The organism is Streptomyces sp. NPDC048671 (assembly GCF_055587045.1).
Genome location: NZ_JBVJHB010000010.1, coordinates 244,638 through 270,833 on the forward strand (window position 1 = coordinate 244,638; position 26,196 = coordinate 270,833).

22 protein-coding genes are annotated in these 26,196 nt (G+C 71.7%); 9 read left to right on the forward strand and 13 right to left on the reverse strand.

Going from position 1 to position 26,196, the window contains the following annotated elements; translation table 11 throughout:
* The first annotated feature begins 14 nt into the window (after positions 1-14).
* Complete coding sequence (locus tag ACZ6S6_RS22025) at positions 15-1,097, forward strand: hypothetical protein (RefSeq protein WP_469706664.1); 1,083 nt, start codon at positions 15-17, stop codon at positions 1,095-1,097.
* Between the two features lie 111 nt (positions 1,098-1,208).
* Here the strand turns inward: ACZ6S6_RS22025 and ACZ6S6_RS22030 are convergent, their stop codons facing one another.
* The 4 genes from ACZ6S6_RS22030 to ACZ6S6_RS22045 are packed head-to-tail and all read right to left on the reverse strand — an operon-like array spanning position 1,209 to position 5,142.
* On the reverse strand, positions 1,209-2,186 hold the full coding sequence (locus ACZ6S6_RS22030) for an ABC transporter substrate-binding protein (protein ID WP_362956066.1): 978 nt from the start codon (positions 2,184-2,186) through the stop codon (positions 1,209-1,211).
* Between the two features lie 36 nt (positions 2,187-2,222).
* Positions 2,223-3,068, reverse strand: a complete 846-nt coding sequence (locus ACZ6S6_RS22035; RefSeq protein WP_362956063.1) for an ABC transporter ATP-binding protein — start codon at positions 3,066-3,068, stop codon at positions 2,223-2,225.
* On the reverse strand, positions 3,065-4,135 hold the full coding sequence (locus tag ACZ6S6_RS22040; RefSeq protein WP_362956060.1) for a FecCD family ABC transporter permease: 1,071 nt from the start codon (positions 4,133-4,135) through the stop codon (positions 3,065-3,067). Before ACZ6S6_RS22040 ends, ACZ6S6_RS22035 begins: the two co-directional genes overlap by 4 nt.
* A complete protein-coding gene (locus ACZ6S6_RS22045; protein WP_469706665.1) occupies positions 4,132-5,142 on the reverse strand; it encodes a FecCD family ABC transporter permease in 1,011 nt (336 codons plus the stop codon). The genes ACZ6S6_RS22040 and ACZ6S6_RS22045 overlap by 4 nt, the downstream gene beginning before the upstream one ends.
* Positions 5,143-5,255: 113 nt before the next feature.
* On the opposite strand from ACZ6S6_RS22045, the gene ACZ6S6_RS22050 reads away from it, so the two are divergent.
* A complete protein-coding gene (locus ACZ6S6_RS22050) occupies positions 5,256-5,870 on the forward strand; it encodes an HAD family hydrolase (protein ID WP_469706666.1) in 615 nt (204 codons plus the stop codon).
* Between the two features lie 9 nt (positions 5,871-5,879).
* On the opposite strand, the gene ACZ6S6_RS22055 is transcribed toward ACZ6S6_RS22050, so the two are convergent.
* Positions 5,880-6,104: a hypothetical protein gene (locus ACZ6S6_RS22055; RefSeq protein WP_469706667.1), complete on the reverse strand. Its 225-nt coding sequence runs from the start codon at positions 6,102-6,104 to the stop codon at positions 5,880-5,882.
* A gap of 161 nt (positions 6,105-6,265) precedes the next feature.
* On the opposite strand from ACZ6S6_RS22055, the gene ACZ6S6_RS22060 reads away from it, so the two are divergent.
* Complete coding sequence (locus ACZ6S6_RS22060; protein WP_362956048.1) at positions 6,266-6,649, forward strand: cold-shock protein; 384 nt, start codon at positions 6,266-6,268, stop codon at positions 6,647-6,649.
* A 79-nt stretch (positions 6,650-6,728) separates the two neighbouring features.
* On the opposite strand, the gene rph is transcribed toward ACZ6S6_RS22060, so the two are convergent.
* The 5 genes from rph to ACZ6S6_RS22085 form a co-directional block, all read right to left on the reverse strand.
* On the reverse strand, positions 6,729-9,335 hold the full coding sequence (gene rph / locus ACZ6S6_RS22065) for a rifamycin-inactivating phosphotransferase (RefSeq protein ID WP_469706668.1): 2,607 nt from the start codon (positions 9,333-9,335) through the stop codon (positions 6,729-6,731).
* Between the two features lie 181 nt (positions 9,336-9,516).
* The gene (locus ACZ6S6_RS22070; protein ID WP_469706669.1) at positions 9,517-10,374 is read right to left on the reverse strand and encodes a 1,4-dihydroxy-6-naphthoate synthase; all 858 of its coding nucleotides are present in this window, start codon (positions 10,372-10,374) and stop codon (positions 9,517-9,519) included.
* On the reverse strand, positions 10,355-11,062 hold the full coding sequence (locus tag ACZ6S6_RS22075) for a futalosine hydrolase (protein WP_362956044.1): 708 nt from the start codon (positions 11,060-11,062) through the stop codon (positions 10,355-10,357). Before ACZ6S6_RS22075 ends, ACZ6S6_RS22070 begins: the two co-directional genes overlap by 20 nt.
* Positions 11,063-11,093: 31 nt before the next feature.
* Positions 11,094-11,573 (reverse strand): DUF2771 domain-containing protein, encoded by a 480-nt coding sequence (locus ACZ6S6_RS22080; RefSeq protein ID WP_362956041.1) that lies wholly within the window; start codon positions 11,571-11,573, stop codon positions 11,094-11,096.
* Positions 11,574-11,600: 27 nt separating this feature from the next.
* A complete protein-coding gene (locus tag ACZ6S6_RS22085) occupies positions 11,601-13,055 on the reverse strand; it encodes an MFS transporter (protein ID WP_362956038.1) in 1,455 nt (484 codons plus the stop codon).
* 419 nt (positions 13,056-13,474) lie between these two features.
* Here ACZ6S6_RS22085 and ACZ6S6_RS22090 point away from each other — a divergent pair, with 419 nt between their 5' ends.
* From ACZ6S6_RS22090 to ACZ6S6_RS22100, 3 genes are all read left to right on the forward strand, one after another.
* Positions 13,475-14,401: a DUF3027 domain-containing protein gene (locus ACZ6S6_RS22090; protein ID WP_362956036.1), complete on the forward strand. Its 927-nt coding sequence runs from the start codon at positions 13,475-13,477 to the stop codon at positions 14,399-14,401.
* A 429-nt stretch (positions 14,402-14,830) separates the two neighbouring features.
* Positions 14,831-18,037 (forward strand): sacsin N-terminal ATP-binding-like domain-containing protein, encoded by a 3,207-nt coding sequence (locus tag ACZ6S6_RS22095; protein WP_362956109.1) that lies wholly within the window; start codon positions 14,831-14,833, stop codon positions 18,035-18,037.
* A 273-nt stretch (positions 18,038-18,310) separates the two neighbouring features.
* The gene (locus ACZ6S6_RS22100) at positions 18,311-19,255 is read left to right on the forward strand and encodes a hypothetical protein (RefSeq protein ID WP_469706670.1); all 945 of its coding nucleotides are present in this window, start codon (positions 18,311-18,313) and stop codon (positions 19,253-19,255) included.
* 43 nt (positions 19,256-19,298) lie between these two features.
* Here ACZ6S6_RS22100 and ACZ6S6_RS22105 read toward each other — a convergent pair whose 3' ends face one another.
* Together ACZ6S6_RS22105 and ACZ6S6_RS22110 are read right to left on the reverse strand one after the other, a co-directional pair.
* On the reverse strand, positions 19,299-21,782 hold the full coding sequence (locus tag ACZ6S6_RS22105; RefSeq protein ID WP_362956031.1) for a cation-translocating P-type ATPase: 2,484 nt from the start codon (positions 21,780-21,782) through the stop codon (positions 19,299-19,301).
* A 168-nt stretch (positions 21,783-21,950) separates the two neighbouring features.
* Positions 21,951-22,268, reverse strand: a complete 318-nt coding sequence (locus ACZ6S6_RS22110; protein WP_469706671.1) for a DUF2530 domain-containing protein — start codon at positions 22,266-22,268, stop codon at positions 21,951-21,953.
* A 197-nt stretch (positions 22,269-22,465) separates the two neighbouring features.
* Here ACZ6S6_RS22110 and ACZ6S6_RS22115 point away from each other — a divergent pair, with 197 nt between their 5' ends.
* The gene (locus tag ACZ6S6_RS22115; protein WP_362956026.1) at positions 22,466-23,920 is read left to right on the forward strand and encodes an NCS2 family permease; all 1,455 of its coding nucleotides are present in this window, start codon (positions 22,466-22,468) and stop codon (positions 23,918-23,920) included.
* A 28-nt stretch (positions 23,921-23,948) separates the two neighbouring features.
* Here the strand turns inward: ACZ6S6_RS22115 and ACZ6S6_RS22120 are convergent, their stop codons facing one another.
* Positions 23,949-24,155, reverse strand: a complete 207-nt coding sequence (locus ACZ6S6_RS22120; RefSeq protein WP_362956024.1) for a hypothetical protein — start codon at positions 24,153-24,155, stop codon at positions 23,949-23,951.
* Between the two features lie 145 nt (positions 24,156-24,300).
* On the opposite strand from ACZ6S6_RS22120, the gene ACZ6S6_RS22125 reads away from it, so the two are divergent.
* Together ACZ6S6_RS22125 and ACZ6S6_RS22130 are read left to right on the forward strand one after the other, a co-directional pair.
* On the forward strand, positions 24,301-24,741 hold the full coding sequence (locus tag ACZ6S6_RS22125) for a MarR family winged helix-turn-helix transcriptional regulator (protein ID WP_123460825.1): 441 nt from the start codon (positions 24,301-24,303) through the stop codon (positions 24,739-24,741).
* Positions 24,742-24,836: 95 nt separating this feature from the next.
* Positions 24,837-26,171, forward strand: a complete 1,335-nt coding sequence (locus tag ACZ6S6_RS22130) for an MFS transporter (protein ID WP_362956022.1) — start codon at positions 24,837-24,839, stop codon at positions 26,169-26,171.
* The last annotated feature ends 25 nt before the right edge of the window (positions 26,172-26,196 follow it).

The following is a 26,196-nucleotide window of genomic DNA, read 5'->3' on the forward strand; positions in this document are numbered from 1 at the left end:
AGGGGAACCATCGCGTGGGGATCGAGAGCGATCAGCTGGTCTACGACTACCTGAGCCGGGTCGGGGACATGGCACAGCAGCAACAGCTGTCCTCGGGCACCCGGATGAGGCTCGTTTCGGCGCTGCGGGGCGAGATCGACCGGCAGCGCGTGAAGCAGGCCGCGGACACGCCCGCAGCGGTGCGCCGCATTATCGGGAAGCTCGGCACCCCCGACGAACTGGTCGCGGCGGCGGCCTCGTCGGCGGATGGATCGGTGCCGCTGCCGCAGCCGCCGGAGCCGGAGCAGGGTCCCGCGAAGCCGCCCGGGGTTCCCCGGCCGCGCAGGGCGAAGCTCCGCAAGGACAGCCGCGGGGAAGGCCGGAAGGACGGCCGGAAAGACAGTTCGGGCCAGGGCGCGTCGGAGGCGCCGGTCGCGGCTCCCTTCGACGGCGGGCCGTCCTCGCCGCACCGGGCGGGCACGGACGAGCTCGGGCCGTCCGGGAGCGAGACGGACTGGTGGCGCGTCGAACCGGGCCCGTTCGGCGAGTTCGGCGAGGGGACCGCGGTGGCGGGCTTCCGGGGCGGCGTGGAGATCCCCGCGGTGCTGCGGCCGCCGGTGCCGGAGGAGGACGAGGAGTCCGAGGAGCCGGAGGAGGAGTGGGAGGACGGCGACGGCGAGGAGGAGTACGAGGAGCCGGCGGCCCCCCGGCGGCGCGGGCTGCCCAGGCTGCGCCGCCGCGCCCGGGACGGCGAGGGCGGGGCGCGGCGCGGCTTCTCGCACCCCGCGCTGCTGCTCGCCGCCGCCCTGCTGGTGGCCGGCGCGGTGATGGACTCCCCGCAGGCCCTGCTGCTCCTGGCGGGCGGCTGGGCCCTCGCGTACAGCTCCCGCAAGCTGTCCCGCGCGGAGGCGAAATGGGTGGCGATGGGGCTGCCCGGCGTGGTCGCGGCGAGCGCCCTCGTCTGGCTGTGGGGCCGGATGGACGGCCGGTGGGGGACGCCCATCGGGGACGGGCAGATGGCCCCCGCGATCGGCCAGACCTGGCCGTGGGTGCTGCGCGGCGCGGCCGTGGCCTCCGCGCTCTACCTGGTGTGGCGGGCGCGGAAGCCGCGTGCGTGACCCGGTCGGGCTGGAACCGCCGGGTCGTAACGGCTCAGTCGTCACGGCCCAGTCGTGGCGGCCCGGCCGTGACATGCCGGGCCCGGTCCGTAAGGCCTCGTCAGCCGGTCGTCAGCCGGTCATCTTCGTCTGGAACTCGTCGAGGATCTGGTCCGCGGCGGTGTAGCCGATGCCCGCGATCCACAGCCGGTCGTCGACCTTGAAGACCTTGCCGTTCCTGGAGGCCTTCAGCCCCTTCCACAGCCCGCTCTTCATCGTGCGGGTCGTGCCGGCCTTGTCCGGGTCGCCGTACGTCGAGGTGAAGACGGCGTCCGCGTCCGCGAGGTCGATCTTCTCGGCCGACACGTCGTACGAGAAGCCGTCCTTGGCCTTGTCCGTGATGGCGGGGCGGCCCATGCCGAGGTCGGCGAGGATCGAGCCGATGTAGTTCTGCTTGCCGTAGATGCGGATGTCCGCGCCCTCGACGAAGCGGACGAAGTTGACGTCGGTGGCCGCCGCCTTCTTCTTGCCGCCGATCGCCTCGGTCACCTTCGCGACATGGGCGTCGTACGCGGCGATGACCTTCTTTGCCTCGGCCTGCTTGCCGAGGGCCTCCGCGTGGACGTGGAAGTTCGCCTTCCAGGCCGATCCGGTGGACTCCGTCATCACGGTCGGGGCGATCGCGCTGAGCTGCTTGTAGCGGTCGCCGTCGCGGACCTTGCTGGTGAGGATCAGGTCCGGCTTCAGGGAGGCGACGGTCTCCATGTTGGGGTTGGCGATCTCACCGACCTCCTTGATGTTCTTCGTCTTCTCCGCCGGCAGATAGGCGGGGAAGCCGTCCTCGGTCGCCGAGTGCGTCCCGCCGACGGGCCGCACGCCGAGGGTGAGCGCGGAGTCCAGCTCGCCGGTGTCCAGGACCACGACGCGCTTCGGGTGCACGGGGACCTTCACGTCGCCCATCGCCGTCTTGACGGTGTGGGTGCCGCCGGCCGACGAGGCGCCGTCGCTCTTGCTGCCGGAGTCCGAGGAGCCGCAGGCGGAGAGTGCGAGTGAGCCGGTCAGGGCGAGCGCGCCGAGGGTGAGGCCACGGCGGCGGACGGAGGTGGCCATGGATTGCCTTTCGTAGGTGGGGTGCGGAATCCGGGGTCAGGACGCCCGCGCGGGCTGCCAGGGCGCCCCCGGCACGACGAGCGGCGAACCCGTCACCGGGTCGGGGACGATCACCGCCTCCAGGCCGAAGACCTCACGGACGAGTTCGGCGGTGACGACGTCCTCGGGGCGGCCCTCCGCGACGATCCGGCCCGACTTCATGGCGACCAGGTGGTCGGCGTACCGGGCGGCCTGGTTGAGGTCGTGGAGCACCGTCACCACGGTCCGGCCGCGGCTGCCGTCGGCCGCCGGGGCGGCGAGCCGGCGCACCAGGTCCAGGACCTCCACCTGGTGGGCGATGTCGAGGTACGTGGTCGGCTCGTCGAGGAGCAGCAGATCGGTCTCCTGGGCGAGCGCCATCGCGATCCACACCCGCTGGCGCTGCCCGCCGGAGAGCTCGTCCACCGACCGGGAGCCGAGCGCGGTGATGTCGGTGCGCTCCATCGCGTCCGTCACCGCCCGCTCGTCCTCCTGGGACCACTGCTGCCACCAGTGCTGGTGGGGCTGGCGGCCGCGGGCCACCAGGTCGGAGACGGTGATCGCCTCGGGGGCCACCGGGGTCTGCGGGAGCAGCCCGATCGACTGGGCGATCTTCTTCGTGGGGATCCTCGACAGCTCGGTGCCGTCCAGCAGCACCGCCCCGCCACGCGGCTTGAGGAGGCGGCCCAGCGCGCGCAGGGTCGTCGACTTTCCGCAGGCGTTCGGCCCGACGATGACCGTCACCCGGCCGTCGGGGACGGCGAGGTCCAGCTCGTGGACGACGGTGCGGTCCTCGTACGCGAGAGTCAGCTCGCGCACCGTCAGCCGGCTGGTCACGGCGTCCTGCTGCCGGGTCTCGGTCATGCGTTGCCTCCTCGGCGGCCACCGTGACCGCGGATGATCAGCCAGATCAGGTACGGGGCGCCGACCGCCGCCGTCAGGACGCCCACCGGGAGTTCGGTGGGTGAGAAGAGCCTGCGGGCCAGCAGGTCCGCGAAGACGACGATCACCGCGCCGAGCAGCGCCGAACAGAGCAGCGGGATCTGCGCGGTCCGGGTCATCCGGCGGGCGATCTGCGGGGCCAGCAGGGCGACGAAGTCGACCGGCCCGGCCGTCCCCGTGGCCACCGACGCCAGGATCACGCCGAGTGCGACGAGCCCCAGCCGTACCCGGCCCAGCCGGACCCCGAGCGCGGTCGCCGTGTCGTCGTCCATGGTCACGGTGCGCTGGGCGCGGGCGGCCCACAGCATGGCGGGCAGCAGGACCAGCAGGGTCAGGCCGATGGGTGCGGCCTCGTCGTAGCCGCGGCCGTTGAGCGAGCCGGTCATCCAGATCTGCGCCTGCTGGGCGACGAGGTAGTCGCCCTTGGTCAGGAACAGGGTGGTGACCGAGCGCAGGGCGATGGCGAAGCCGATGCCGATCAGGACGAAGCGGGTGGCGTGCAGCCCGCCGCGCCAGGCGAAGAGGTAGACGAGCGCGGCGGCCGCGACCCCGCCGATCACCGACAGGTACGGCAGGACGGTGTACGAGGTGACGCCGAACGTCATCGCGCCGACCGTGAGCGCGCTCGCGCCCTGGCTGATGCCGATGATGTCCGGGCTGGCGAGCGGGTTGCGGGCCACGGTCTGGATCAGCGCGCCGGCGACGCCGAAGGCGAGGCCGACGAGCAGCCCGACGACCATGCGCGGCAGCCGCAGCGTGCCGACGACGAGTTCGTCGGCGGACGGCCGGCCCAGGACCACCTTCAGCACCTCGCCGGGCGCCACGAAGCTCTCGCCGACGCAGAGGTACGCGACGCAGACGACGGCCAGCACCGCGACGAGCACGGTGGCGGCGACCGCGGCCCGGCGGTGCAGCAGGAACCGGCCGCGCGCCCCGATCCGTATGACGCTGTACCCGGCGGGCCGCACCGCGGCCGTGGTGGCGCTCATGCGGGCACCGCCTTCCGGCGTACCAGCGTGACCAGGAACGGCACACCGATCAGTGCCGTCATCACCCCGGCCGGGACCTCGCTCGGCGGGAAGACGATCCGGCCGATCACATCGGAGACGAGCAGCATCACGGGTCCGATCAGGGCGGCCATCGGGAGCACCCAGCGGTGGTCGCTGCCGACGATCGCGCGGGCGATGTGCGGGACGGCGAGGCCGATGAACGCGATCGGCCCGGCCGCCGCGACACCGACGCCGGTGAGCACGGTGGCGCCGATGCCGCCGACGATCCGTACCGTCGCGATCTTCTGCCCGAGCCCCTTTGCCATGTCCTCGCCGAGCGCCAGCGCATCGAGCCCGCGGGCCACCGAGAGCACCAGGACCGTCCCCACCAGCAGGAACGGCCAGATCTGCTGGGCGACCTCGGCCTCGCGTCCGGCGATCGAGCCGACCTGCCAGAACCGGAACTCGTCCAGCGCGGACGCCTTCGTCGTCAGTACGGCCATGGTCACCGACACCAGCAGCGCGTTGATCGCGGCGCCGCCGAGGGCGAGTTTGACCGGGGTGGCGCCGCCGCGTCCGCTGGAGGCGATGGCGTACACCGCGACGGACGCGATCGCCGCCCCCGCGAAGGCGAACCAGACGTACCCGGTGAGCGTGTGGACACCCGCGTACGCGATGGCCAGCACGACCCCGACCGAGGCGCCCTGGCTGATGCCGAGGATGCCGGGGTCGGCGATGGGGTTACGGGTGATGCCCTGGAGCACCGTCCCGGCGAGGGCGAGGGCCGCGCCGACCATCAGCCCGATCAGCGTGCGGGGCACCCGCATGTTCCGGATGACCTCGGCGGCGTCGGAGTGCCCGCCGTGCAGCAGGGCGTCCAGGACGGCCGACGGGGCGATGGAACGCGCCCCCACGGCGAGGCTGAGCAGTACGGCGAACAGCAGCGCCAGGACGGCCGCCGCCGTCATGAGAGCGCGTCTGGAGCGGCGTGGTGCGGCGGCTGACATCGGACCCAATCGAAAAGCGAAGCAAAGTAAGGCTTGGCTAAGTCTAAGCACCGCCCGGGTACGGCCTCACTGGGGTGTGCCGGGTCCCGCCCGCGCTCGGCACAATGGCAGTCATGGCTTCGCACACACTGACGGTCGGCTTCGACCTGGACATGACGCTCATCGACTCCCGGCCCGGCATCAGGGCCGCCTACGTGGTGCTCGCCGCCGAGACGGGGGCCGCGATCGACATCGACCTGGTGGTGAGCCGGCTGGGACCGCCGCTGGAGGACGAGCTGGCGAACTGGTTCCCGGCCGCGGAGGTGGCCGCGGTGGCCGACCGCTACCGCGAGATCTATCCCACACACGCGATCGGCCCGTCGCTCGCCATGCCCGGCGCACGGGAGTCGGTCGAGGCGATCCGCGAGCGGGGCGGCCGGACGATGGTGGTCACCGCCAAGTACGAGCCGAGCGCGAAGCTGCACCTCGCGCACCTGGGGATCGAGCCCGACGTGATCGTGGGCGGCCTGTGGGCCGAGGCGAAGGCGCAGGCGCTGCGGGAGCACCGGGCGGGTGTGTACGTGGGCGACCACACCGGCGACGTACGCGGCGCACGGGCCGCGGACGCGGTGTCGGTGGGCGTGACGACGGGCCCGTGCGGCGAGGCCGAGCTGCGGGACGCGGGAGCGGACGTGGTGCTGTCGTCGTTGACGGAGTTCCCCGTCTGGCTCAACGGGTACGTGGCGTAGGACCCCGCTCTACTGCTTCGGCGAGGCTGCCAGGGCCGACCGGACGACGCCCGCCGCGGCGATCAGGAACCCCACTCCCATCAGCATGCACACCGCGTACGCGATGGACGGGAACGGCTCGGTGCCGAGGAACAACGGGGCCACGGTGACCAGCGTCGCCACCGCGCCGACGAAGAAGACGATCGCGCCGAGCCGGACCAGCAGGTCGCCTGCGCCAGAAGGAGAAGTACTCACACGGTCAGAGTAGTTCTTTCAGGACACCAGTCCGGATGACCAGGCTTGACGAGGGGTACTTCACCTGTGGAGGCTTCTGCCAGCAGGGGAGCACGACCACCTGGACGGCCTGACCTGCTGAGGCTTTGTTCCGGCATACGGGTTGAGATGGGGTGCGTGCTTTGCCGACTGGCAAGGTCAAGTGGTTCAACAGCGAGAAGGGCTTCGGCTTCCTCTCCCGCGACGACGGCAGCGACGTCTTCGTGCACTCGTCGGTGCTCCCCTCCGGAGTCGACGCACTCAAGCCCGGCCAGCGCGTGGAATTCGGCGTGGTCGCCGGACAACGCGGTGACCAGGCGCTCTCCGTGGAGATCCTCGACCCCACCCCGTCCGTCGCGGCCGCCCAGCGCCGCAAGCCGGACGAGCTGGCGTCGATCGTGCAGGATCTGACGACCGTGCTGGAGAACATCACGCCGCTGCTGGAGCGCGGCCGCTACCCCGACAAGGCGTCGGGCGCCAAGATCGCCGGCCTGCTGCGCGCGGTCGCGGACCAGCTCGACGTGTAGCCCGATGTGCGGGACGTCCCCGCTTGAGTGTCCCGCCCAGGCGGAACGCTCGGGCGGGACGCTCCGGCAGGGCACCCGGTCAGGGCAGGAGCTCGATGTACCCGTCGGTTCCGTGCACGCGGATCCGCTGCCCGTCCCGGATCAGCCGGGTGGCCCGCTCCACGCCCACGACGGCCGGCAGGCCGTACTCCCGGGCGATCACCGCGCCATGGGTCATCAGGCCGCCCACCTCCGTCACCAGACCCGCGATCCCGACGAACAGCGGTGACCAGCTGGGGTCGGTGAAGGTCGTGACCAGGATGTCGCCCGCTTCGAGGTCGGCCTCCGCCATGTCGAGGATGACGCGGGCCCGCCCCTCGACGGTCCCGGCGGAGACCGGCAGACCCACCAGGGCGCCGGCCGGCACGTCGTCGCGCCGGTACGCCCCGGTGAGGGCCTCACCGTCCGATGTGAGCACCCGGGGCGGTGTCAGCGCGTGGTACGAGCGGAACGCGTCCTTGCGCCGCTGGACGAGCCGGTCATCCACCCGGTTCGAGCGCACGGCGTCGTGGAACTCCTGGAACGTGAGGTAGAAGACGTCCTCCTTCTCAGGAAGCACACCGGCCCGCACGAGGCGCTCGGCCTCCGCCATCAGGGCCTGTTTGTAGACGGAGTAGCGGCTGACGATGCCGTACTTCGGGTACTCCCGGTACCCGATGAAGGTTCTGACCCGGTCGATCATCCGCTTGGTCCCGTCGGCCTTCCGGTCCCCGTCCGGCAGGGCCCGCAAGCGGGACAGCACGTCCTGTTCCTTCTCCCGCGCCTTCTGCCGCCCCTGCTCGAAGCGCCGCTCGGCCGCGCCCGGCCCGAAGATCCTGACGTTGTCGAGGATCACGGGCACGAGCGTGCCGGGTCGCTCGCGCCAACGGGGCCTCGTGATGTCGATCTCGCCGACGCAGCGCATGCCGTACCGGTCGAGGTAGGACTCGATGGCGTCGCGCGCCCCGGCCCCGCCCGCGAGCTTCGCCAGCTCGTCGAGGAAGTCCTCGTCCCCGGCGTGCTCGACGCCCTGGAGGAACGCCACCACCTCCGGATGCGGGCGGATCACGTCCGCGACGTCGAGCAGCGCCAGCCCCATCTCCGACGTGATGTTGCCGGGGGCGGACAGCGTGAGCGTGTCAGCCGCGTTCTTCTCGCCCAGCCACTCCAGCAGCTTGTCGTTGAGCCACCACGTGGCCTCCATCCCCGCCATGATCGCCTGGAAGTTCAGCGGATCACCGAGGACCCGCTTGTGCTCCTCGAAGGCCTCCAGCAGGAAGTCGAACAGCGCCGGCCCGGTCTTCGTCCGGATGTCGCGCTCCAGGGCGGCGACGGACACCCGGCTGCGCTCGACCAGCTCGTTGACGATGGCCGGATCGGGCTCGGCCGGGGCGGACGCACCGCCCGCCGGCCGCCTGCCGGAAGCCGCGTCCGGAAGCGGCGGGACGAAGTCGTCACGGTCCAGGAGGGTCTCCAGAGCATCCCTGACCAGCGGATCGCCCCTCCCCATGACGTCCAGGAGGGCGGCGCGGCTCGCGGGCGAGGCCAGGCGCCGGGTGACGTCGACGAACAGCCTCCCGCCCGCCTCGTGCATCGGCACCATGGCCGTCAGCTGCCACATGGAGAGCCCCAGGGGCCGCATGGGGTCGGTCATCATCTGCTGATGACCGACGGAGACGTAGACGTGATTCGCCTGGTCACTGGTCGCGGGTACCGGGAACAGGGTGGTGATCGGGCGGCTCTGCACGATCTGGAAGCCGTCGTCGTCCAGGCACCATTCGATGTCCTGCGGGCCGCCGAAGTGCGCTTCGATCCGCCGCCCGAGCTCCACGAGCCGTACGGCCTGCGCATCCGTCAGCGCCGGCTGCTCCCGCCGTCGCGGGTCGGCCGCCACCTCCCGCGTACCGCCGGCCGGCAGGGCGTGCAGGGCGCGCTGTTCGGCGGCGATCACCTTGGCGACGACCTCGCCGTGCCGCACCTTGAAGACGTCCGGGTTCACCAGGCCGGACACCATGGCCTCGCCGAGGCCGAAGCCGGCGTCCACGGTGGCGACCTTCCGGTCGCCCGTGACGGGGTCGGCCGTGAACAGGACGCCGGCGGCCTGCGGGAAGACCATCCGCTGCACGACCACGGCCATGTGGACCGTGCGGTGGTCGATGCCGTTGCGCCGGCGGTAGGTCACGGCCCGCTCGGTGAACAGCGAGGCCCAGCACCGGCTGATGTGCTGGAGGACCGCCGCCGGCCCCACGACGTTCAGGTACGTGTCCTGCTGGCCGGCGAAGGAGGCCGTCGGCAGGTCCTCCGCCGTCGCGCTGGACCGGACGGCGCAGGCGGCCCGGTCGCCCAGCCCGCCGAGCGCGTGGGTGATCGCCGCCACGAGGTCGTCCGGGACGGCGACCTCTTCGACGGTCCGGCGGATCCGCGAGCTGAGCGTGCGGACCGCCTTCCGGTCGTCCGGGTCCAGGTGGGACAGCTGATCGAGCTGATCCTCGATCGACGGCGCCTGCGCCATGATCCGCCGGAAGGCGTCCGTCGTCACACAGAAGCCACCCGGCACCCGGATGTCCCCGATTCGCGACAGCTCGCCCAGGTGCGCGGCCTTGCCGCCGACGACCGCGATCCGCGTCCCGTCGATCTCTTGAAGATCCCACACGTACTGCTCGGTCATCGCGATACCTCACCTCTTCCCGCTTCCACAGGCTGTGGCACAGGCCGACGATTCTGCGCCGTTATGGGGGGCTTGCGGCAAGCCCCCCATGGCGCTATAACTTAAAAAAGGCAAGGAGAGTGTTCTCTCCTTGCCTTTGTCGTTTCCCGGCCGGTGAAGACGCGGGCCGCCCGGTGGGCGCTCAGACGAACGCGAGCGCGTCCGGTCCGAGTGCCGGTACCAGTCCCTCGGCGGCGGCGCGGGTCAGCAGGCCGCGGATCGCCGCGTAGCCGTCCTCGCCGAGGTCGGCGGTGAACTCGTTCACGTACAGGCCGATGTGCTGGTCGGCGACGGACGGGTCCATCTCCTGCGCGTGCTCCAGGACGTACGGGCGCGAGGCCCGCGGGTCGTCCCACGCCATCCGTACCGACGCGCGCACCGACTCGGCGAGCCGCTTCAGGGTGTCCGCGCCCAGCGAGCGCTTCGCGATGATCGCGCCGAGCGGGATCGGGAGGCCGGTCGTGTCCTCCCAGTGGCGGCCCATGTCGGCCAGGTTGTGCAGACCGTAGTTCTGGTACGTGAAGCGCGCCTCGTGGATGACGAGTCCGGCGTCGACCTTGCCGTCCCGCACCGCCGGCATGATCTCGTCGAACGGCATGACGACGATCTCTCCGACACCGCCCGGCACCACCTCGGCGGCCCAGAGCCGGAACAGCAGATAGGCGGTGGACCGCTCGCTCGGTACGGCGACGGTCCCGCCCGTCAGATCGGTGCCCGGCTCCCGCGTGAGGACCAGCGGCCCGCAGCCCCGGCCCAGCGCCCCGCCGCAGGGCAGCAGCGCGTACTCGTCGAGGACCCAGGGCAGCACCGCGTACGAGACCTTGAGGACGTCCAGCTCACCGCGCTCGGCCATGCCGTTGGTGATGTCGATGTCCGCGAAGGTGACATCGAGGGCGGGCGCGTCGGGGACCCTGCCGTGCGCCCAGGCGTCGAAGACGAACGTGTCGTTCGGGCACGGCGAGAAGGCGATCCGCAGCGGGTCAGGAGTGGTCTCGGTCATGGTGGGTGGTCCAGCCTTCCAGTACGGGTACGAGCTTCCCGAACGCGTCGGTGAGCGCGGCCAGCGCGTCGCCGATGCGCCAGGCGTCACGGTCGCGGGGGCCGACGGTGTTCGAGACGGCCCTGATCTCCAGGGCGGGTACGCCGGCCAGGCCGGCCGCCTCCGCGACCCCGAACCCCTCCATGGCCTCGGCGACGGCACCGGGGTGCGCGGCGAGGAGGGCGGCGGCGCGCTCGGCGCCGCCGGTCACGGTGGAGACGGTGAGGATGTCGCCGGTCACCGCACCGGTCGCGGCGGCCACCGCGCGGACCAGGGAGCGGGGCGGGAAGTGCCAGACCCGGCCGAAGCCGAGATCGGTGACGGGCACGAAGCCCGCGGGGGTCTCGGCGCCCAGGTCCGCGGCGGCGATGCGGCCGGCCACGACCAGGGAGCCGACCGGGGCGGCCCCGGCGAAGCCGCCGCCGATGCCCGCCGAGATCACCAGGTCGTAGCGGTCCGAGACCAGGGCGAACGCGGCGGAGGCCGCCGCCGCGGCCGGTCCCGCGCCGCCGGCGAGGACGTCGAAGGAGCCGGTGCGGTGGATCTCCGCGCCCGGCACCCGGCGTACCGACACCTCGGAGCCGTCCCCGAACGCACGCGTGACCGCGTCCCGTTCCACCGGGACAGCGGTCACGACGAGCACACGCACGGGGGGAGCCTCCGAGGACGGCAGGAGGGGATCAGTCGGTCTTCTTGAGCTCGAAGTGCCAGATGCCCAGCAGCTCCTTGCCCTTGGTCTCCACGATGCTGATCTGCGTCTTGTTCGTGGTCTCACCGGTCTGGCTGGAGAAGAAGGCGCTGCCCGGGATGGACCGGTAGGTCTTCTTGTACGGCTCCTGCTCGGCCTGCTGACCGTCGATGAAGAGGGTCCAGCCGTGGTCCGCGACCTCGGGGTCGACGCCGAAGTGGACCTTGTCGTCCATCGCGACCTTGATGGTCTTCTCCGCCTTCTTGTTGAGGCAGCTCTTGTACTCGGATTCCTTGAGGGCCTTGCCGCCGTTGTAGCAGGACGCCTCGGTGTTCACCGAGTTGTCGCCGACCGTCACGGTGGCGAGTGGCGTCGGCTTGTCGCAGGCGGAGAGGACAAGGAGTCCCGCGGACACGGCACCAAGAGCGACGCCGATTCGACGGCCCTTACCGGAGAAGAACGCAACGGTCATGGGCCGAAGGCTATCGGTCCCTCCGGCTCATGCCACGCGGGGGTGCGGCGAGCCGCGCCGCGCGGCGCCCAGCAGCCCCCGTACGGAGGCCGCCGCGCCGAGCGCGAGGATGCCCGAGGCGACCGCCATGCCCAGTACGCCGTTGAGGGGGAGCGAGATCCCGATCGCACCGCCGACCACCCACGCCATCTGGAGCAGTGTCTCGGAGCGGGCGAACGCGGAAGTGCGCACCTCCTCCGGCACATCGCGCTGGATCATCGCGTCGAGCGACAGCTTCGACAGGGCCTGGGTGAAGCCCGCCGTGGCCGCGAGCGCGGCGACCAGGACCGTGCTGAAGAACGCCGAGGCCAGTACCGCGACGCCGAGCGCCAGGCCCAGCACCGAGGCGATGATGATCTCCGGGCCGCGGGCCCTGAGCCAGGAGCCGACCGCCGTGCCCAGCGCGTTGCCCGTCCCGGCCGCCACGCCGACGATGGCGAGCGAGATCGCGGCGCTCCGGCCGGAGAGCGGCTGCTCGCGCAGCAGGAACGCCAGGAAGAAGATCAGGAAGCCGGAGAGCGCGCGGTGCGCGGCGTTGGCCTGGAGCCCGTGCAGGACGGACGGGCCGACCGAACGGAGCCCCGGCCGCTTCTCGCCGTTCTTCTCCCTGGACCTGCCCGGCTTCTTCCCGTTCCCTGGCGTGGCGGTCTCACCGGGCGTGGCGCTCTCGCGGAGCGGGTCGGGCCGGACGGCGCCCTCGCCGGGCGGGTGCACGAGGTGCGCCTTGCGCTCGCCCTTCGCCGAGTCCACCTTGGGCGGCATGCTGAACGCGAGGACCGCACCGCCGACGAAGATCGCGCACGCGCCGTAGAGCGGCCACGGCGGACCGATCGTCTGGAGCCCCGCCCCGATCGGAGCAGCCGCACCCGTGGCGAGGAGACCGGCGAGGGTGACCCGTGAGTTCGCCTTCACCAGGGAGAAACGCAGCGGCAGCAGCCGCGGTACGACGGCGCTGCGCACGACCCCGTACGCCTTCGAGCAGACCAGGACGCCCAGCGCCGCCGGGTACAGCTCCAGGCCGCCGGTGGCGACCGCGCCCGACATGGTGAGCGCCAGCACCGCACGGGCCAGCATGGAGCCCGCCATCGCGGCGCGGCGGCCGTGCGGCAGACGGTCCAGGAGCGGGCCGATGACCGGGGCGAGGACGATGAACGGCGCCATGGTGACGGCGAGGTACAGCGCGACCCGGCCGCGTGCCTGGTCCGTCGGTACGGAGAAGAACACCGTGGAGGCCAGCGCGATCGTGATCATCACGTCGCCCGCGCCGTTCACCGCGTGCAGCTCGATCAGCTTGCCGAGACCGGACTCGCCCGCGCCGTGGGCGTGCGTCGCCTTCCGGATACCCCGGGCGGTACCGGTGAACGGGCTCCGCAGGGCATGGCCCACCGTCCGGCCCGTCCTGCGGAGCGGGCCGGATCCTTCGTGCGACCTGGCAGAAGCCACTTGGTCATAGTGCCCCAGGACCGGTGGTCACGAACCGGGACAGGCGCGGGGCGCGGTCCGTACCGCCCTGTCGGATCAGTGACCGGGCAGGTCGCGGCGGGTGCGGAGCCGGTGGATCCCGATGGCCGGAGCGCGCTCTTTACAGGGGACACGGCACCGGATACGGCTCGTTTGGGACGGGCAGGTGGGCGGGAAGCGGCGGAGAGGGTAGCGTGCGTAGCGCGCCACCGGCGGTTGTTCTTGGCCGCGCGCCTCTCGGCGATCCCGCAGAATGGGTTGCAGAAGGTGCGCCCGAGGCAGGCACAACGGGTGTGGACGTCGACGCGGCCCCCAGGTCCGCTCCGCCCGCAGCCAAATGGCTGAAATCGATGGATGTGCTGGCGCGCTCGTGAGACTGGCGTAGGAGAGAAGCGAGACCTGTGAGTGCTGCGACGACGAGAAGCCGTACGGCCCGTACCCCTGTTCCCGACCGTTTGTGCGCCGAGGCGGTAGGCCTCGCCCGCGCGGCGGCCGAGGAGGCAGCCGCGCCCGGGGTCGTGGGTGAGCATGTGGACGTGGTCCCCGAGGGGGACCGGGTCGTCACGCACTATTTCGAGTGCAAGGACCCCGCCTACCGGGGCTGGCGCTGGGCGGTGACGGTCGCCAGGGCCTCCCGGGCGAAGAACGTCACGCTGGACGAAACGGTGCTGCTGCCGGGCGGCGACGCGCTGCTCGCGCCGGAGTGGGTGCCGTGGAGCGAGCGGCTGCGGCCGGGCGACATGGGGCCGGGCGACCTGCTGCCCACCGAGGCGGACGATCTGCGTCTGGAGCCCGGTTACACCGGCGACGACGAGCCGCCGCCCAACTCCCCGGTCTCCGGTGAGCTGGCCGACCTCGTCGAGTCGGAGGACGCGGAGCTGACGACGCGCCCGGAGCCTCCGCGCCGCGGTTCGATCGCGGCGGTCGCGGACGAGCTCGGGATGCGGCGTGCGCGGGTGCTGTCGCGGTACGGGCTGTACGCGGCGGCCGACCGCTGGGACGAGGGGTTCGGCGCGAAGACGCCGATGGCCCAGGCGGCTCCGGCCACCTGCGTGACCTGTGCGTTCCTGGTGCCGCTGGCGGGTTCGCTGAAGCAGGCCTTCGGGGTGTGCGCGAACGAGTTCGGTCCGGCGGACGGGCACGTGGTGTCCCTGTCGTACGGCTGCGGTGGGCATTCGGAGGCCGCGGTGATGCCGAAGCCGCCGAAGCCGGCGCCGCACGCGTTGGACACGATGCAGGTGGACGAGTACCCGCTGCGTCCGGCGCGGGATTCCGGTTCGGTGCCGGTGGAGCCGGATGAGCCGTCGGAGGACCTCGGCCACTCCTGAGGCGGTGGCCGGGGGTCCCGGCTCCCCGCGGGGTGCGGGCTGCTCCGGTGTGCGGCTCGTTCCGGCGCACCGTCTTGTCCTCAATCGCCGGACGGGCTTGGTTTCGCTGGTCGGGCTGGGTTTGGTGCGGCTCGCTCCGGCGTACCGGCTTGTCCTCAATCGCCGGACGGGCTGGGTTTTGCCGGACGGGCTTGGTTTCCGCCGACGTCTCGATGTGGCACCCAGCCCGGCGAATCCAGCCCGTCCGGCGTTTGAGGACGGAACCCGGGGTGTGGTGGGCGGTGCCGGTGCTTTCGGGCCGTCCAGGGGCAACCCCCAGCCCGTGCGGCGATTGAGGACGGCGCGGGCGCGGGCCCGGACCCGGTACCTTCGGGCGCACACTTGGCGGCACGGGTACGCGTCACCGGAAGAGGGAGTCACAGCGTGAGCATGAATGCGACCGAGGGGGCCGACCCATTCGGCACCGCACGGCTGCGGCGCCGCGTGCTCGACGCCTGGGGCGCCGGCCCCGCCCGCTTCCGCGAGGACGCCAACGCCGAGGAGGACCTCGCGCTCGGCGGCTACCGCGACCGCCTCGTCGTCGAGCTGGCCCAGAACGCCGCCGACGCCGCCGCCCGCGCCCAGGTGCCCGGCCGGCTCCGGCTGACCCTGCGCCCGGCGACCGCCGACGCCCCCGCCGTCCTGGCCGCCGCGAACACCGGCGCGCCGCTGGACGCCACCGGGGTGGAGTCGCTGTCCACCCTGCGCGCCTCCGCCAAGCGCGAGGGGCACGAGGCCGCCGTCGGCAGGTTCGGTGTCGGGTTCGCCGCCGTGCTCGCGGTGAGCGACGAACCCGCGGTCATCGGCCGGCACGGCGGGGTCCGCTGGTCCCTCGCCGAGGCCCGCGACCTCGCCCGGGAGGCCGCCGTCGGCAGCCCCGGACTCGGTGACGAGCTGCGCCGCCGTGACGGCCACGTACCCCTGCTGCGGCTCCCGCTGCCCGCCGAGGGCACCGCCCCGGACGGCTACGACACCGTCGTCGTCCTGCCGCTGCGTGACGGCACCGCGGAGGACCTGGTCGGCCGACTGCTCGGCGCCGTCGACGACGCGCTGCTGCTCACCCTCAGCGGACTCGACGAGGTCGTGATCGAGACCCCGGACACCGTACGGACGTTGAGCCGGTCGCAGCACGGCCCGTACACCCACGTCGTCGACTCCGCGCACGGTACGAACCGCTGGCGCACCGTCGCCCGGCACGGACCCGTCGAGCCCGCCCTGCTCGCGGACCGCCCGCTGGAGGAACGGCTGCGCCCGCACTGGTCGGTGACCTGGGCCGTCCCGGTGGACGCGGAGGGCGCCCCGGTGCACCCCCGTACCGCCCCCGTCGTGCACGCGCCGACGCCCACCGACGAACCGATCGGCGTACCCGCGCTGCTCATCGCGTCGCTGCCGCTGGACACCACCCGCCGCCACCCCGCGCCGGGCCCGCTCACCGACTTCCTGGTGCGGTGCGCGGCCGACGCGTACGCCGAACTGCTCGCCGACTGGGACCCGGTCTCCGTCGCCACCATCGCGCTCGTGCCCGGACCGCTCGGCAAGGGCGTGCTGGACGGCGCGCTGCGCGGCGCGATCCTGGAGCGGCTGCCGCGCGTCGCGTTCCTGGAGCCGGCCGCCCCGCGCGACCCCGCCGCCGAGCCCGACCGCTGGGACAGCTGGGACGCCGGGGCCGATGACGGCCGCAAGGCCACCACCGCCCTGCGGCCCATCGAGGCCGAGGTGCTGGAGGGGGTCGGCGCGGAGACGGTCGCCGTGCTGGCCGAGGTGCTGCCCTGCCTGCTCCCGGCGGGCCTGGAGCGCCGGGTGGAGCTCCGTACGCTGGGCGTCGCCCGGGTGCCGCTGACCGAGGCGATCGACCGGCTCGCCGGACTTGAGCGCGACCCGGGCTGGTGGCGGCGGCTGTACGACAGCCTGGCCGGCATCGACCCGGACCGGCTCTCCGGGCTGCCGGTGCCGCTCGCCGGAACGACGTCCCAGGGGGCGGACCCGGAGGCCCCGGCCGTCCCCCGCACCACCATCGGCCCCCGGCAGATCCTGCTCCCGCTCCCCGACGCGCTGACCGGACCGGTCCTGGACCGGCTCGCCCGGCTCGGGCTGAAGGTCGCCCACCCGGACGCCGCGCACCCGCTCCTGGAGAAGCTGGGCGCCCTGCCCGCCACCCCGCGCGCCGTGCTGACGACCCCGCAGGTGCGGGCCGCCGTCGCCGGTTCGCTGGACGCGGGCGAGATCTGGGACGAGGACGCGCTCGACGGCGACGAGCTGGTGGAGACCGTCCTCACCCTGGTCCGGGACGCCGACCTGGTGCCCGGCGACGAGCCCTGGCTCGGTGCGCTCGCCCTGCCCGACGAGGACGGCGAGCCCGCTCCGGCCGGTGAACTCGTGCTGCCCGGCAGCCCGTTCGCCGCGATCATGCGTGAGGGCGAACTCGCCCTGTGCGACGAGGAGCTGGCCGCCCGCTGGGGCGAGCAGCCGCTCACCGCCTGCGGGGTGCTGGCCACGTTCGCCCTGGTGCGGGCCACCGATGTGGTCCTGGACCCGGACGAACTGGAGCCGCGCGACGGCGACTTCGCCGAGTCGGACGACGCCGGGCTGCTCGACGCCGTGGACGTGTGGTGCGAGGACATCCTCGACCAGCTCCCGGACACACCGGTGCCGCCGGTCGCCACCGAACTCGTCGCCGTCCGCGACCTCGACCTGGTCGACGACGACGCCTGGCCCCAGGCACTCGCGCTCCTCGCCAGGCCGCCGCTGCGCGACGCGCTGACCCAGCCGGTACGGGTGCTGCTCCCGGACGGCACGACGCGGTCGGTGCGCCCGTACACCGCCTGGTGGCTGCGCGATCACCCGGTGCTGGACGGCCGCCGCCCGGCGGGCCTGCGCGCAGACGGGGGCGACCCCCGGCTGGCGGGCCTGTACGACTCCGTCGACGCGACCGGCTTCGACGACGCCCAGGTGCTGCGCGCCCTCGGCGTCCGGACCTCGGTCGCCGCTCTGCTGGACGAGCCCGGCGGTGCGGCCGAACTCCTCGGCCGGCTCGCGGACGAGGACCGCCCGGTCGGTCCCGTACAACTGCACTCCCTGTACACGGCCCTGGCCGACCTGGACCCGGAGCAGGTCACGCTGCCGGACGAGCTGCGGGCCGTCGTCGACGGCGAGGTGCGGGTCGTGGACGCGGCGGACGCGGTGATCGCGGACGCCCCCGACCTGCTGCCGCTGACCGGGGGGCTGCCGCTCCTGCCGGTCGCCCCGGCGAACGCGGCGGAGCTGGCCGAGCTGTTCCAGGTGCGGCGGCTCGGCGAGAGCGTCGAGGCGGAGGTGACGAGCGAGGGCGAGGAGCACCGGGTGCCGGAACCGGTGCGCACCCTGCTCGGCGCGGGCACCCCGGACACGTATGTGGAGCACGGCGAACTGCGCGCGGGCGGCGTCGAGCTGGACTGGCGCCGCACCCCGGACGGCACCGTGCACGCCGCGACCCTGGAGGGCGTCGCGGCGGGTCTGGCCTGGGCGGCGGGCCAGTGGCCGCGCCGCTTCGAGGTCGCGGCCCTGCTGGAGGACCCGTCCCGCACCGACGAGCTGGCCCGGGACCGCTGGTTCGACTGAGCACGGGCCGCCTCCGGTCCCGTCAGGTCCGGAGGCGGCGGCGCGGCGGGACGGTCAGGTGCGGCCAAGGCCCCCGAATCCCCAGTGCACTGCCGCCCTGCCGCCCTGCCGCTCGGACATCCACGGAAAATCCGTAAAAAATCCTTAAGTCCCACACAACCCTTCACGGTTGGTGATCGTCTTGCCTGTGAAGTCACCAGGCTTCACCGACGATCTTGGGTCCGCGCCCCACCAGATGCGGCGGACCCCCTTCTCCAACTTGGGGAACGAAACATGCGTACTCGTGCCACCGTTGCCACCGTGACCGGCGCCCTGGCCCTTTCCGCCCTCGTCCTTCCGTCGGCCGCCCAGGCCGACGACGCGCACGGTTCGGCCGGTTCGGCCGCCGCCGTCGCGCGCGCGGCTCAGTCCGTCGCCGCCGGGCAGTCCGCCGCGAAGACCGGCGCGCGCTCGGCCGCGCCCGCGGCCGCGTTCCTCCCCGGTGAGATGGACCTCACCTTCTCCAAGCTCACCGTCAACGGCGGCAAGCCGATCGTCGTGGGAACCACGTACACGAAGCGGGTGGCGACCACCTTCACCGTGACGCACGCCGCCGACGTGAACATCTTCGCCCCGGACTTCCTGCTCGACGTCAACCTCTACCGCGGTTCGTACGACTCCCCGACGAACGAGCTGTACAGCGATGACTTCCCCGTCTGCAAGAAGGTGTCCACCAAGGTCGCCACCTGCAAGGGCAACATCAGCGTCACGCCCGGCTACGACCTGATCGGCAACGCCGACGCCACGAAGTGGAAGGCGATGGGCTTCGCCGTCGACTACCGGGGCGAGAACCCGGAGAACCCCGACTTCACCAAGATGGGCTTCGCGCTGCAGGACAAGCTGGGCAACGCCACTGTCCAGCGCGCGTCGAAGCAGTCCGTCAAGACCTCCGCGAAGTCGGTGAAGAAGGGCAAGACCCTCACGTTCACCGGGTGGCTGTCGCGGGCCAACTTCGACGACCTGAAGTACCACGGCTACACCGCCCAGCCGGTGAAGCTCCAGTTCCGCAAGAAGGGCAGCAGCACCTACACCACGGTGAAGACCGTCAAGACGAACAACAAGGGCGATCTGAAGACCACGGCCAAGGTCTCGGCCAACGGCTACTGGCGCTACAGCTTCGCCGGTACGTCCACCACCCCGGCCGCCACCGCCACGGGTTCCTACGTCAGCGTGAAGTAGCCCGCACGCCCCGGCTCCTGCCGCTGGGGCCGCCGCTTCCCCGCTACACCGGGAAGCGGCGGCTCACCAGGCGCCAGGCGTACTCCAGGGCGGCGGAGGCGATCACCGCGATGCCCACCGCAGTCCACGGCATCTGCGCACCCACCAGCTTCAGCGCGAAGAAGTTCTGGAGCCACGGCACCACGAGCACCACCAGGAACGCCAGGCCCATCGACGCCACCAGGCAGATCCGCCACCAGGTGTAGGGGCGGGCGATGATCGCCAGGACCCACATCGAGACCAGGAACAGCGTGAGCGTGGCCGCGCTGGTCTCCGCGTCCAGCGAGCCGGGGCCGACGTAGTAGTGCCGGGCGAGCAGGTACGTCGCGAAGGTGGCGACGGCCGCGATGGTGCCGGACGGGATCGCGTACCGCATGACGCGGCGCACGAAGTGGGGGTGCGCGCGCTCCTTGTTGGGGGCCAGGGCGAGGAAGAACGCCGGGATGCCGATCGTCAGCGTCGACAGCAGGGTCAGGTGCCGCGGCAGGAACGGGTACTCGACCTGGAAGCAGACCACCAGGACGGCCAGCAGCACCGAGTAGACGGTCTTCGTCAGGAACAGGGTGGCGACCCGGGTGATGTTGCCGATGACCCGGCGGCCCTCGGCGACGACGGACGGCAGCGTCGCGAAGCTGTTGTTGAGCAGCACGATCTGGGCGACGGCCCTGGTCGCCTCCGAGCCGGAGCCCATCGAGACGCCGATGTCGGCGTCCTTGAGCGCCAGGACGTCATTGACCCCGTCGCCCGTCATCGCGACGGTGTGGCCGCGGGACTGGAGGGCGGCGACCATCTCCCGCTTCTGCTGCGGGGTGACGCGGCCGAAGACCGCGTTCTCCTCCATGGCGGTGGCCATCTCGTCCGGATCGGTGGGCAGCCTGCGCGCGTCCAGGGTGTGTTCGGCGCCCGGCAGCCCGAGCTTCGCGGCGACGGCGCCGACCGAGACGGCGTTGTCGCCGGAGATCACCTTCGTGGCGACCCGCTGGTCGGCGAAGTAGGCGAGCGCCTCCCGGGCGTCGGGCCGCAGCCGCTGCTCCAGGACGATCAGCGCGCACGGTTCGGCCCCGGTCGCGGTCGCGGGGTCGTCGAGCGGGCCCTCGGCACGGGCCAGCAGCAGGACCCGCAGGCCCTGCTGGTTGAGCTCCTCGATCTCGGTGAGGGCCGGGTCGTCCTCGGGCAGCAGTACGTCGGGGGCGCCGAGCAGCCAGCCGGAGGTCCGCCCGCCGTGCTCGTCGAAGGCGGCGCCGCTGTACTTGCGGGCCGAGGAGAAGGGCAGCGCTTGTGTGACGCCCCAGGCCTCGCCGTCCGGGACGGGGTAGGCGTCGATGATCGCCTGGAGGCTGGCGTTGGGCCGCGGGTCGGAGGCGCCGAAGGCGGCCAGCACGCGGCGCAGGTAGGGCTCGTCCGTGCCGTTCAGCGCGCGGACCTCGGTGACGTCCATGCCGCCCTCGGTGAGGGTGCCGGTCTTGTCCAGGCAGACGATGTCGACCCGGGCCAGGCCCTCGATGGCGGGGAGCTCCTGGACCAGGCACTGCTTGCGGCCCAGCCGTACGACGCCGATCGCGAAGGCGACCGAGGTGAGCAGGACCAGGCCCTCCGGGATCATCGGGACGATGCCGCCGACGGTCCGGGCGATGGAGTCCTTGAAGTTGTGGTCCTTCACCACCAGCTGGCTCAGGACCAGACCGATCGCGGTCGGGATCATCATCCAGGTGACGTACTTGAGGATGGTGGAGATGCCGGTGCGCAGCTCGGACTGGACGAGCGTGAAGCGGGAGGCCTCCTCGGCGAGCTGCGCGGCGTAGGCCTCGCGGCCGACCTTGGTCGCGGCGAAGGCCCCGCCGCCCGCGACGACGAAGCTGCCGGACATGACCGGGTCGCCGGCGCGCTTCAGCACCGGGTCGGCCTCGCCGGTGAGCAGGGATTCGTCGATCTCCAGGCTGTCGGCCTCGGCGACGGTGCCGTCGACCACGACCTTGTCGCCGGGGCCGAGCTCGACGAGGTCGCCCAGGACGATCTCGGAGGTGGAGATCTCGGCCGCGACCCCGTCCCGTCGCACGGTGGGCTTCGCCTCGCCGATGACCGCGAGGCTGTCCAGGGTCTTCTTGGCCCGCCACTCCTGCACGATGCCGATGCCGGTGTTGGCGATGATCACGAAGCCGAACAGGCTGTCCTGGATCGGCGCGACGAAGAGCATGACCGCCCAGAGCACGCCGATGATCAGGTTGAACCGGGTGAAGACGTTGGCGCGGACGATCTCGCGCACCGACCGGGACGAGCGGACCGGGACGTCGTTGATCTCGCCGCGGGCGATCCGCTCGGCGACCTCGGCCGCGCTCAGCCCGCGCCCGCCGCCGGGAGCCGGCAGTTCGACCGGGTGCACCGGGTCGAGTTCGCTACCGGCGTCGATCATCACCGGCCGGTCGGTGGCGGAAGGTACGGAGGATCTGTTCGGCTCATCCCCGGAAGGGTCGAGTGCCCGCTGAGTCATGGTTCAGACGGTACGGGGGTAACGTCCGGTTCACCCACCGGTGGTCCGAAGATCAGACCGGGGGAGGACGGGAATCGTCCCGTGGTGGTATGGCGCGGGGAGCCGCCTGTGACCTGCGGCAGTGGCGCCGGGCCGCGGGGCGTGATCGCGGGCCCGGTGGCCCGGTGGTCAGGCGTTCGTGCCGGGGGTGCCCTCGGAGCCGGAGCCGGAGCCGGAGTCGGCCTCCGGGGCGGTGGCGGCAGCCGCGACGGCCCGCTTGATCGCGGCGTCGCGTCCTCGCACGTACCAGATGCCGATCAGGCCGAGGCCCGCACCGGCCAGGCAGGTCCACACCCACCACAGGTGTCCGTGGTCGTCGAACCAGCCGTAGAACGGGAGCTGGACGAGGAAGAGGACGAACCAGAGGATCGTGCCGCCGGTGATGGTCGCGACGACGGGCCCTTCCAGGGGCTCGGGTGCCTCGTGTTTCGGTGTCCACTTCGCCATGCGGTCAGTGTATGCGGCGCGTGCACAAAGGCCGCCCGGCCAGTCGGCGCAAGTGTCTACGCGCGGAGATAGCGATCTTCGCCTTATGTATTCATACTGAATCTGCTTACGGCTGTCTCGAATTATTCGTATGAAAGTCCAAAGCTGACTAGTTTTAGCCCTCTTTTAGTCCCCTCTACGTACGACTGAGGTCCTCCATGCCCCCCTCGGCCACCGCTCCGGTCGATTCCGAACAGCCCCCGGCTCCCCAGCCCTCCGGCGGCCTGGACCGTTACTTCAAGATCTCCGAGCGGGGGTCGTCGGTCGCGCGTGAGATCCGCGGCGGATTCGCCACCTTCTTCGCGATGGCGTACATCATCGTGCTGAACCCGATCATCCTGGGCAGCGCGAAGGACATGTACGGGCACCAGCTCGACAGCGGTCAGCTGGTCACCGCGACGGTGCTGGTCGCGGCCTTCTCCACGCTCCTCATGGGTGTCATCGGCAATGTGCCGATCGCGCTGGCGGCGGGCCTCGGCGTCAACACCGTCGTCGCCCTCCAGCTCGCCCCCCGGATGAGCTGGCCCGACGCGATGGGCATGGTCGTCCTCGCGGGCATCGTGGTCATGCTGCTGGTCGCCACCGGTCTGCGGGAACGCGTGATGAACGCCGTGCCGACCTCGCTCCGCAAGGGCATCGCGATCGGTATCGGCCTGTTCATCCTGCTGATCGGCCTGGTCGACTCGGGCTTCGTCTCCCGTATCCCGGACGCCGCGCACACCACCGTCCCGCTTCAGCTCGGGGGCGACGGCCACCTCAACGGCTGGCCGGTCCTGGTCTTCGTGCTCGGCGCGCTGCTGACCCTCGCGCTGATCGTCCGCAAGGTGCCGGGCGCGATCCTGATCTCCATCGTCGCGATGACGGTGGTCGCGCTGATCATCGACGCGATCGCGGACCTGCCGGGCGAGGCCTGGGGCCTGACCGTCCCGCAGTGGCCGGGCAATCCGGTCGCCTCCCCGGACTTCGGGCTGATCGGCAAGGTCAGTCTGTTCGGCGGCTTCGGCAAGGTCGGTGTGCTCACCGGCATCCTGTTCGTCTTCACCGTGCTGCTGTCCTGCTTCTTCGACGCGATGGGCACCATCCTCGGCATCGGCGACGAGGCCAAGCTGATGGACAAGGACGGCAACTTCCCCGGTATCAACAAGGTGCTGTTCGTCGACGGCGTCGCGGTCGCCGCGGGCGGTGCGGGCTCAGCCTCGGCGGGCACCTGCTTCGTGGAGTCCACGGCGGGTGTCGGCGAGGGTGCCCGCACCGGCTTCGCGAGCATCGTGACGGGTCTGCTGTTCACGGCGGCGCTGTTCCTGACACCGCTGGCGACGATGGTCCCCTCGCAGGCGGCCACTCCGGCCCTGCTGGCGGTGGGCTTCCTGATCATCGCGGGCTCGGTGCGGGACATCGACTGGAGCGACTACACGCTCTCGATGCCGGCCTTCCTCGCCATGGTGATGATGCCGTTCACGTACTCGATCACCAACGGCATCGGCATCGGCTTCATCGCGTTCTGCGTACTGCGGCTGGCCGCCGGGCGCGGTCGCTCGGTGCCGGTGGCCATGTACGTGGTGTCGGCGGTCTTCGTCTTCTACTACGCGATGCCGGCGCTCGGCCTCACGTGATCCCTCGCGGGCGCACGGCCGACGGGGGTCAGGTGACCTCTTCGGCCGTGACCCCGTCCGCCCCGTAGAACTTCTCTGTCTCGTCGACGGCCGTCTGGAAGCGCTCGTCGAAGTCATCGCGAATGAGCGTCCGGACCACATAGTCCTGGACGCTCATTCCGCGTCTGGCGGCGTGCTGCTTGAGCCGGTCGAGCAGCTCACCGTCTATCCGCAGGCTGAGCACTGTCGATCCCATGCCATGCAGGGTTACGTCCTCCGGGCCCGACGCGCGTGACTTTCCGGAGCTGACTCACTCGTTTGGGTGATCGATTGGTGATTCGGCTCTCGCGCGTGTACCACCGAGTGGTCTTTAGGGTAGGTAATGAGTTAAGCTAACAAACATGCCTGACCTGATCCACGACGGCGACAGTGCCGCTGCCGTGAGCTCCCTTCGTTCCGCCGTCATGCTCCTCGGCCGGCGCCTCAAGCACCAGCGCGTCGACGAGTCGCTGAGCCCCACCGAGATGTCGGTGCTCGGCACCCTCGCGCGTTGCGGTTCGGCCACCCCCGGTGAGCTGGCCCGCAAGGAGCATGTGCAGCCGCCGTCGATGACCCGCATCGTCGCGCTGCTGGAAGCAAAGGGACTCGTCAGACTGGAACCGCACCCCGATGACCGTCGTCAGAAGATGGTCAGCCAGACCGAGCAGGCCGAGGCCATGCTCGCCGAGAGCCGCTCCAAGCGGAACGCCTGGCTGACCACCCTCGCCGAGGGCCTGGACGAGGACGAGTGGGAGACGCTGCGCAACGCGGCCCCCGTGCTGGAGAAGCTCGCCCACCTGTAGCGGAGCGGGCCGCGCCGCACCACAGCCGGCGCACCGCCCCACCGCCGCATCCTCGTCAGTCCGCGCAATGTCCACGCCCGAGGAGGCGAACCCTTTTGAGTACGGGATCCGGAGCAGACTCCGCCCCCGCACCGACTTCCACCCACGAGAGCAAGCCCGGCGGGACCTTCTCGTCGCTGAAGATCCGTAACTACCGTCTGTTCGCCACGGGCGCTGTGATCTCCAACACCGGCACCTGGATGTCCCGCATCACGCAGGACTGGCTCGTCCTGAGCCTCACCGGGTCCGCCGCCGCCGTCGGCATCACCACGGCACTCCAGTTCCTCCCCATGCTGCTCTTCGGCCTGTACGGCGGCGTCATCGCCGACCGCCTGCCCAAGCGCAAGCTCCTCCTCTTCAGCCAGGCCGCGCTCGGCCTGTGCGGTGTCGCACTCGCCGTGCTCACCCTCTCCGGCGTGGTCCAGGTGTGGCACGTCTACCTGATCGCCTTCCTGCTCGGCATGGTCACGGTCGTGGACAACCCGGCCCGCCAGTCGTTCGTCTCCGAGATGGTCGGCCCCGCCCAGCTGCGGAACGCGGTCAGCCTGAACTCCGCGAACTTCCAGTCCGCCCGGCTCATCGGCCCCGCCGTCGCGGGTGTGCTGATCACCACGGTCGGCAGCGGCTGGGCCTTCATGTTCAACGGTCTGTCGTTCCTCGCGCCGCTCGTCGGCCTGATGATGATGCGCACGAGCGAGCTGCAGAAGGCCGTCGTCGTACCGCGCGCGAAGGGCCAGCTCCGTGAGGGGCTGCGCTACGTCTCCGGCCGTCCGGAGCTGATCTGGCCGATCGTCCTCGTCGGTTTCGTCGGCACGTTCGGATTCAACTTCCCGATCTTCCTGACGGCCTTCGCGGACGAGGTCTTCGACGGCGGCGCCGGGATGTACTCGTTCTTCAACATCCTGATGGCGGCCGGTTCCCTCGCCGGCGCCCTCCTCGCCGCCCGCCGCCGCTCCTCGCGGCTGCGGATGCTGGTGGCCGCGGGCACGGTGTTCGGCCTGCTGGAGATCGTCGCCTCCCTGTCGCCGTCCGTCTGGCTGTTCTCGATCCTGCTCGTCCCGATCGGCATGATCGGTCTGACGACCAACATCAGTGCGAACACCAGCGTCCAGATGGCGGCGGACCCGGCCATGCGCGGCCGGGTGATGAGCCTGTACATGATGGTCTTCGCCGGTGGTACGCCGGTGGGCGCCCCGATCGTCGGCTGGATCAGCGATGTGTACGGCGTCCGCACGGGTATGGCGGTCGGCGGCGGGTTCTCGATGGTGGCCGCGCTCGGAGTCGGCTTCATGCTGGCCCGCGTCGGCGGCCTGCGCCTCAAGGTCGACCTGCGCCCCGGCCGCCCGCATGTGCGCTTCGTCCCGCGCGAGCAGCTGGCGACGGCGGCCTGAGAGGCTGCCGGGTGACCTCTGAGAG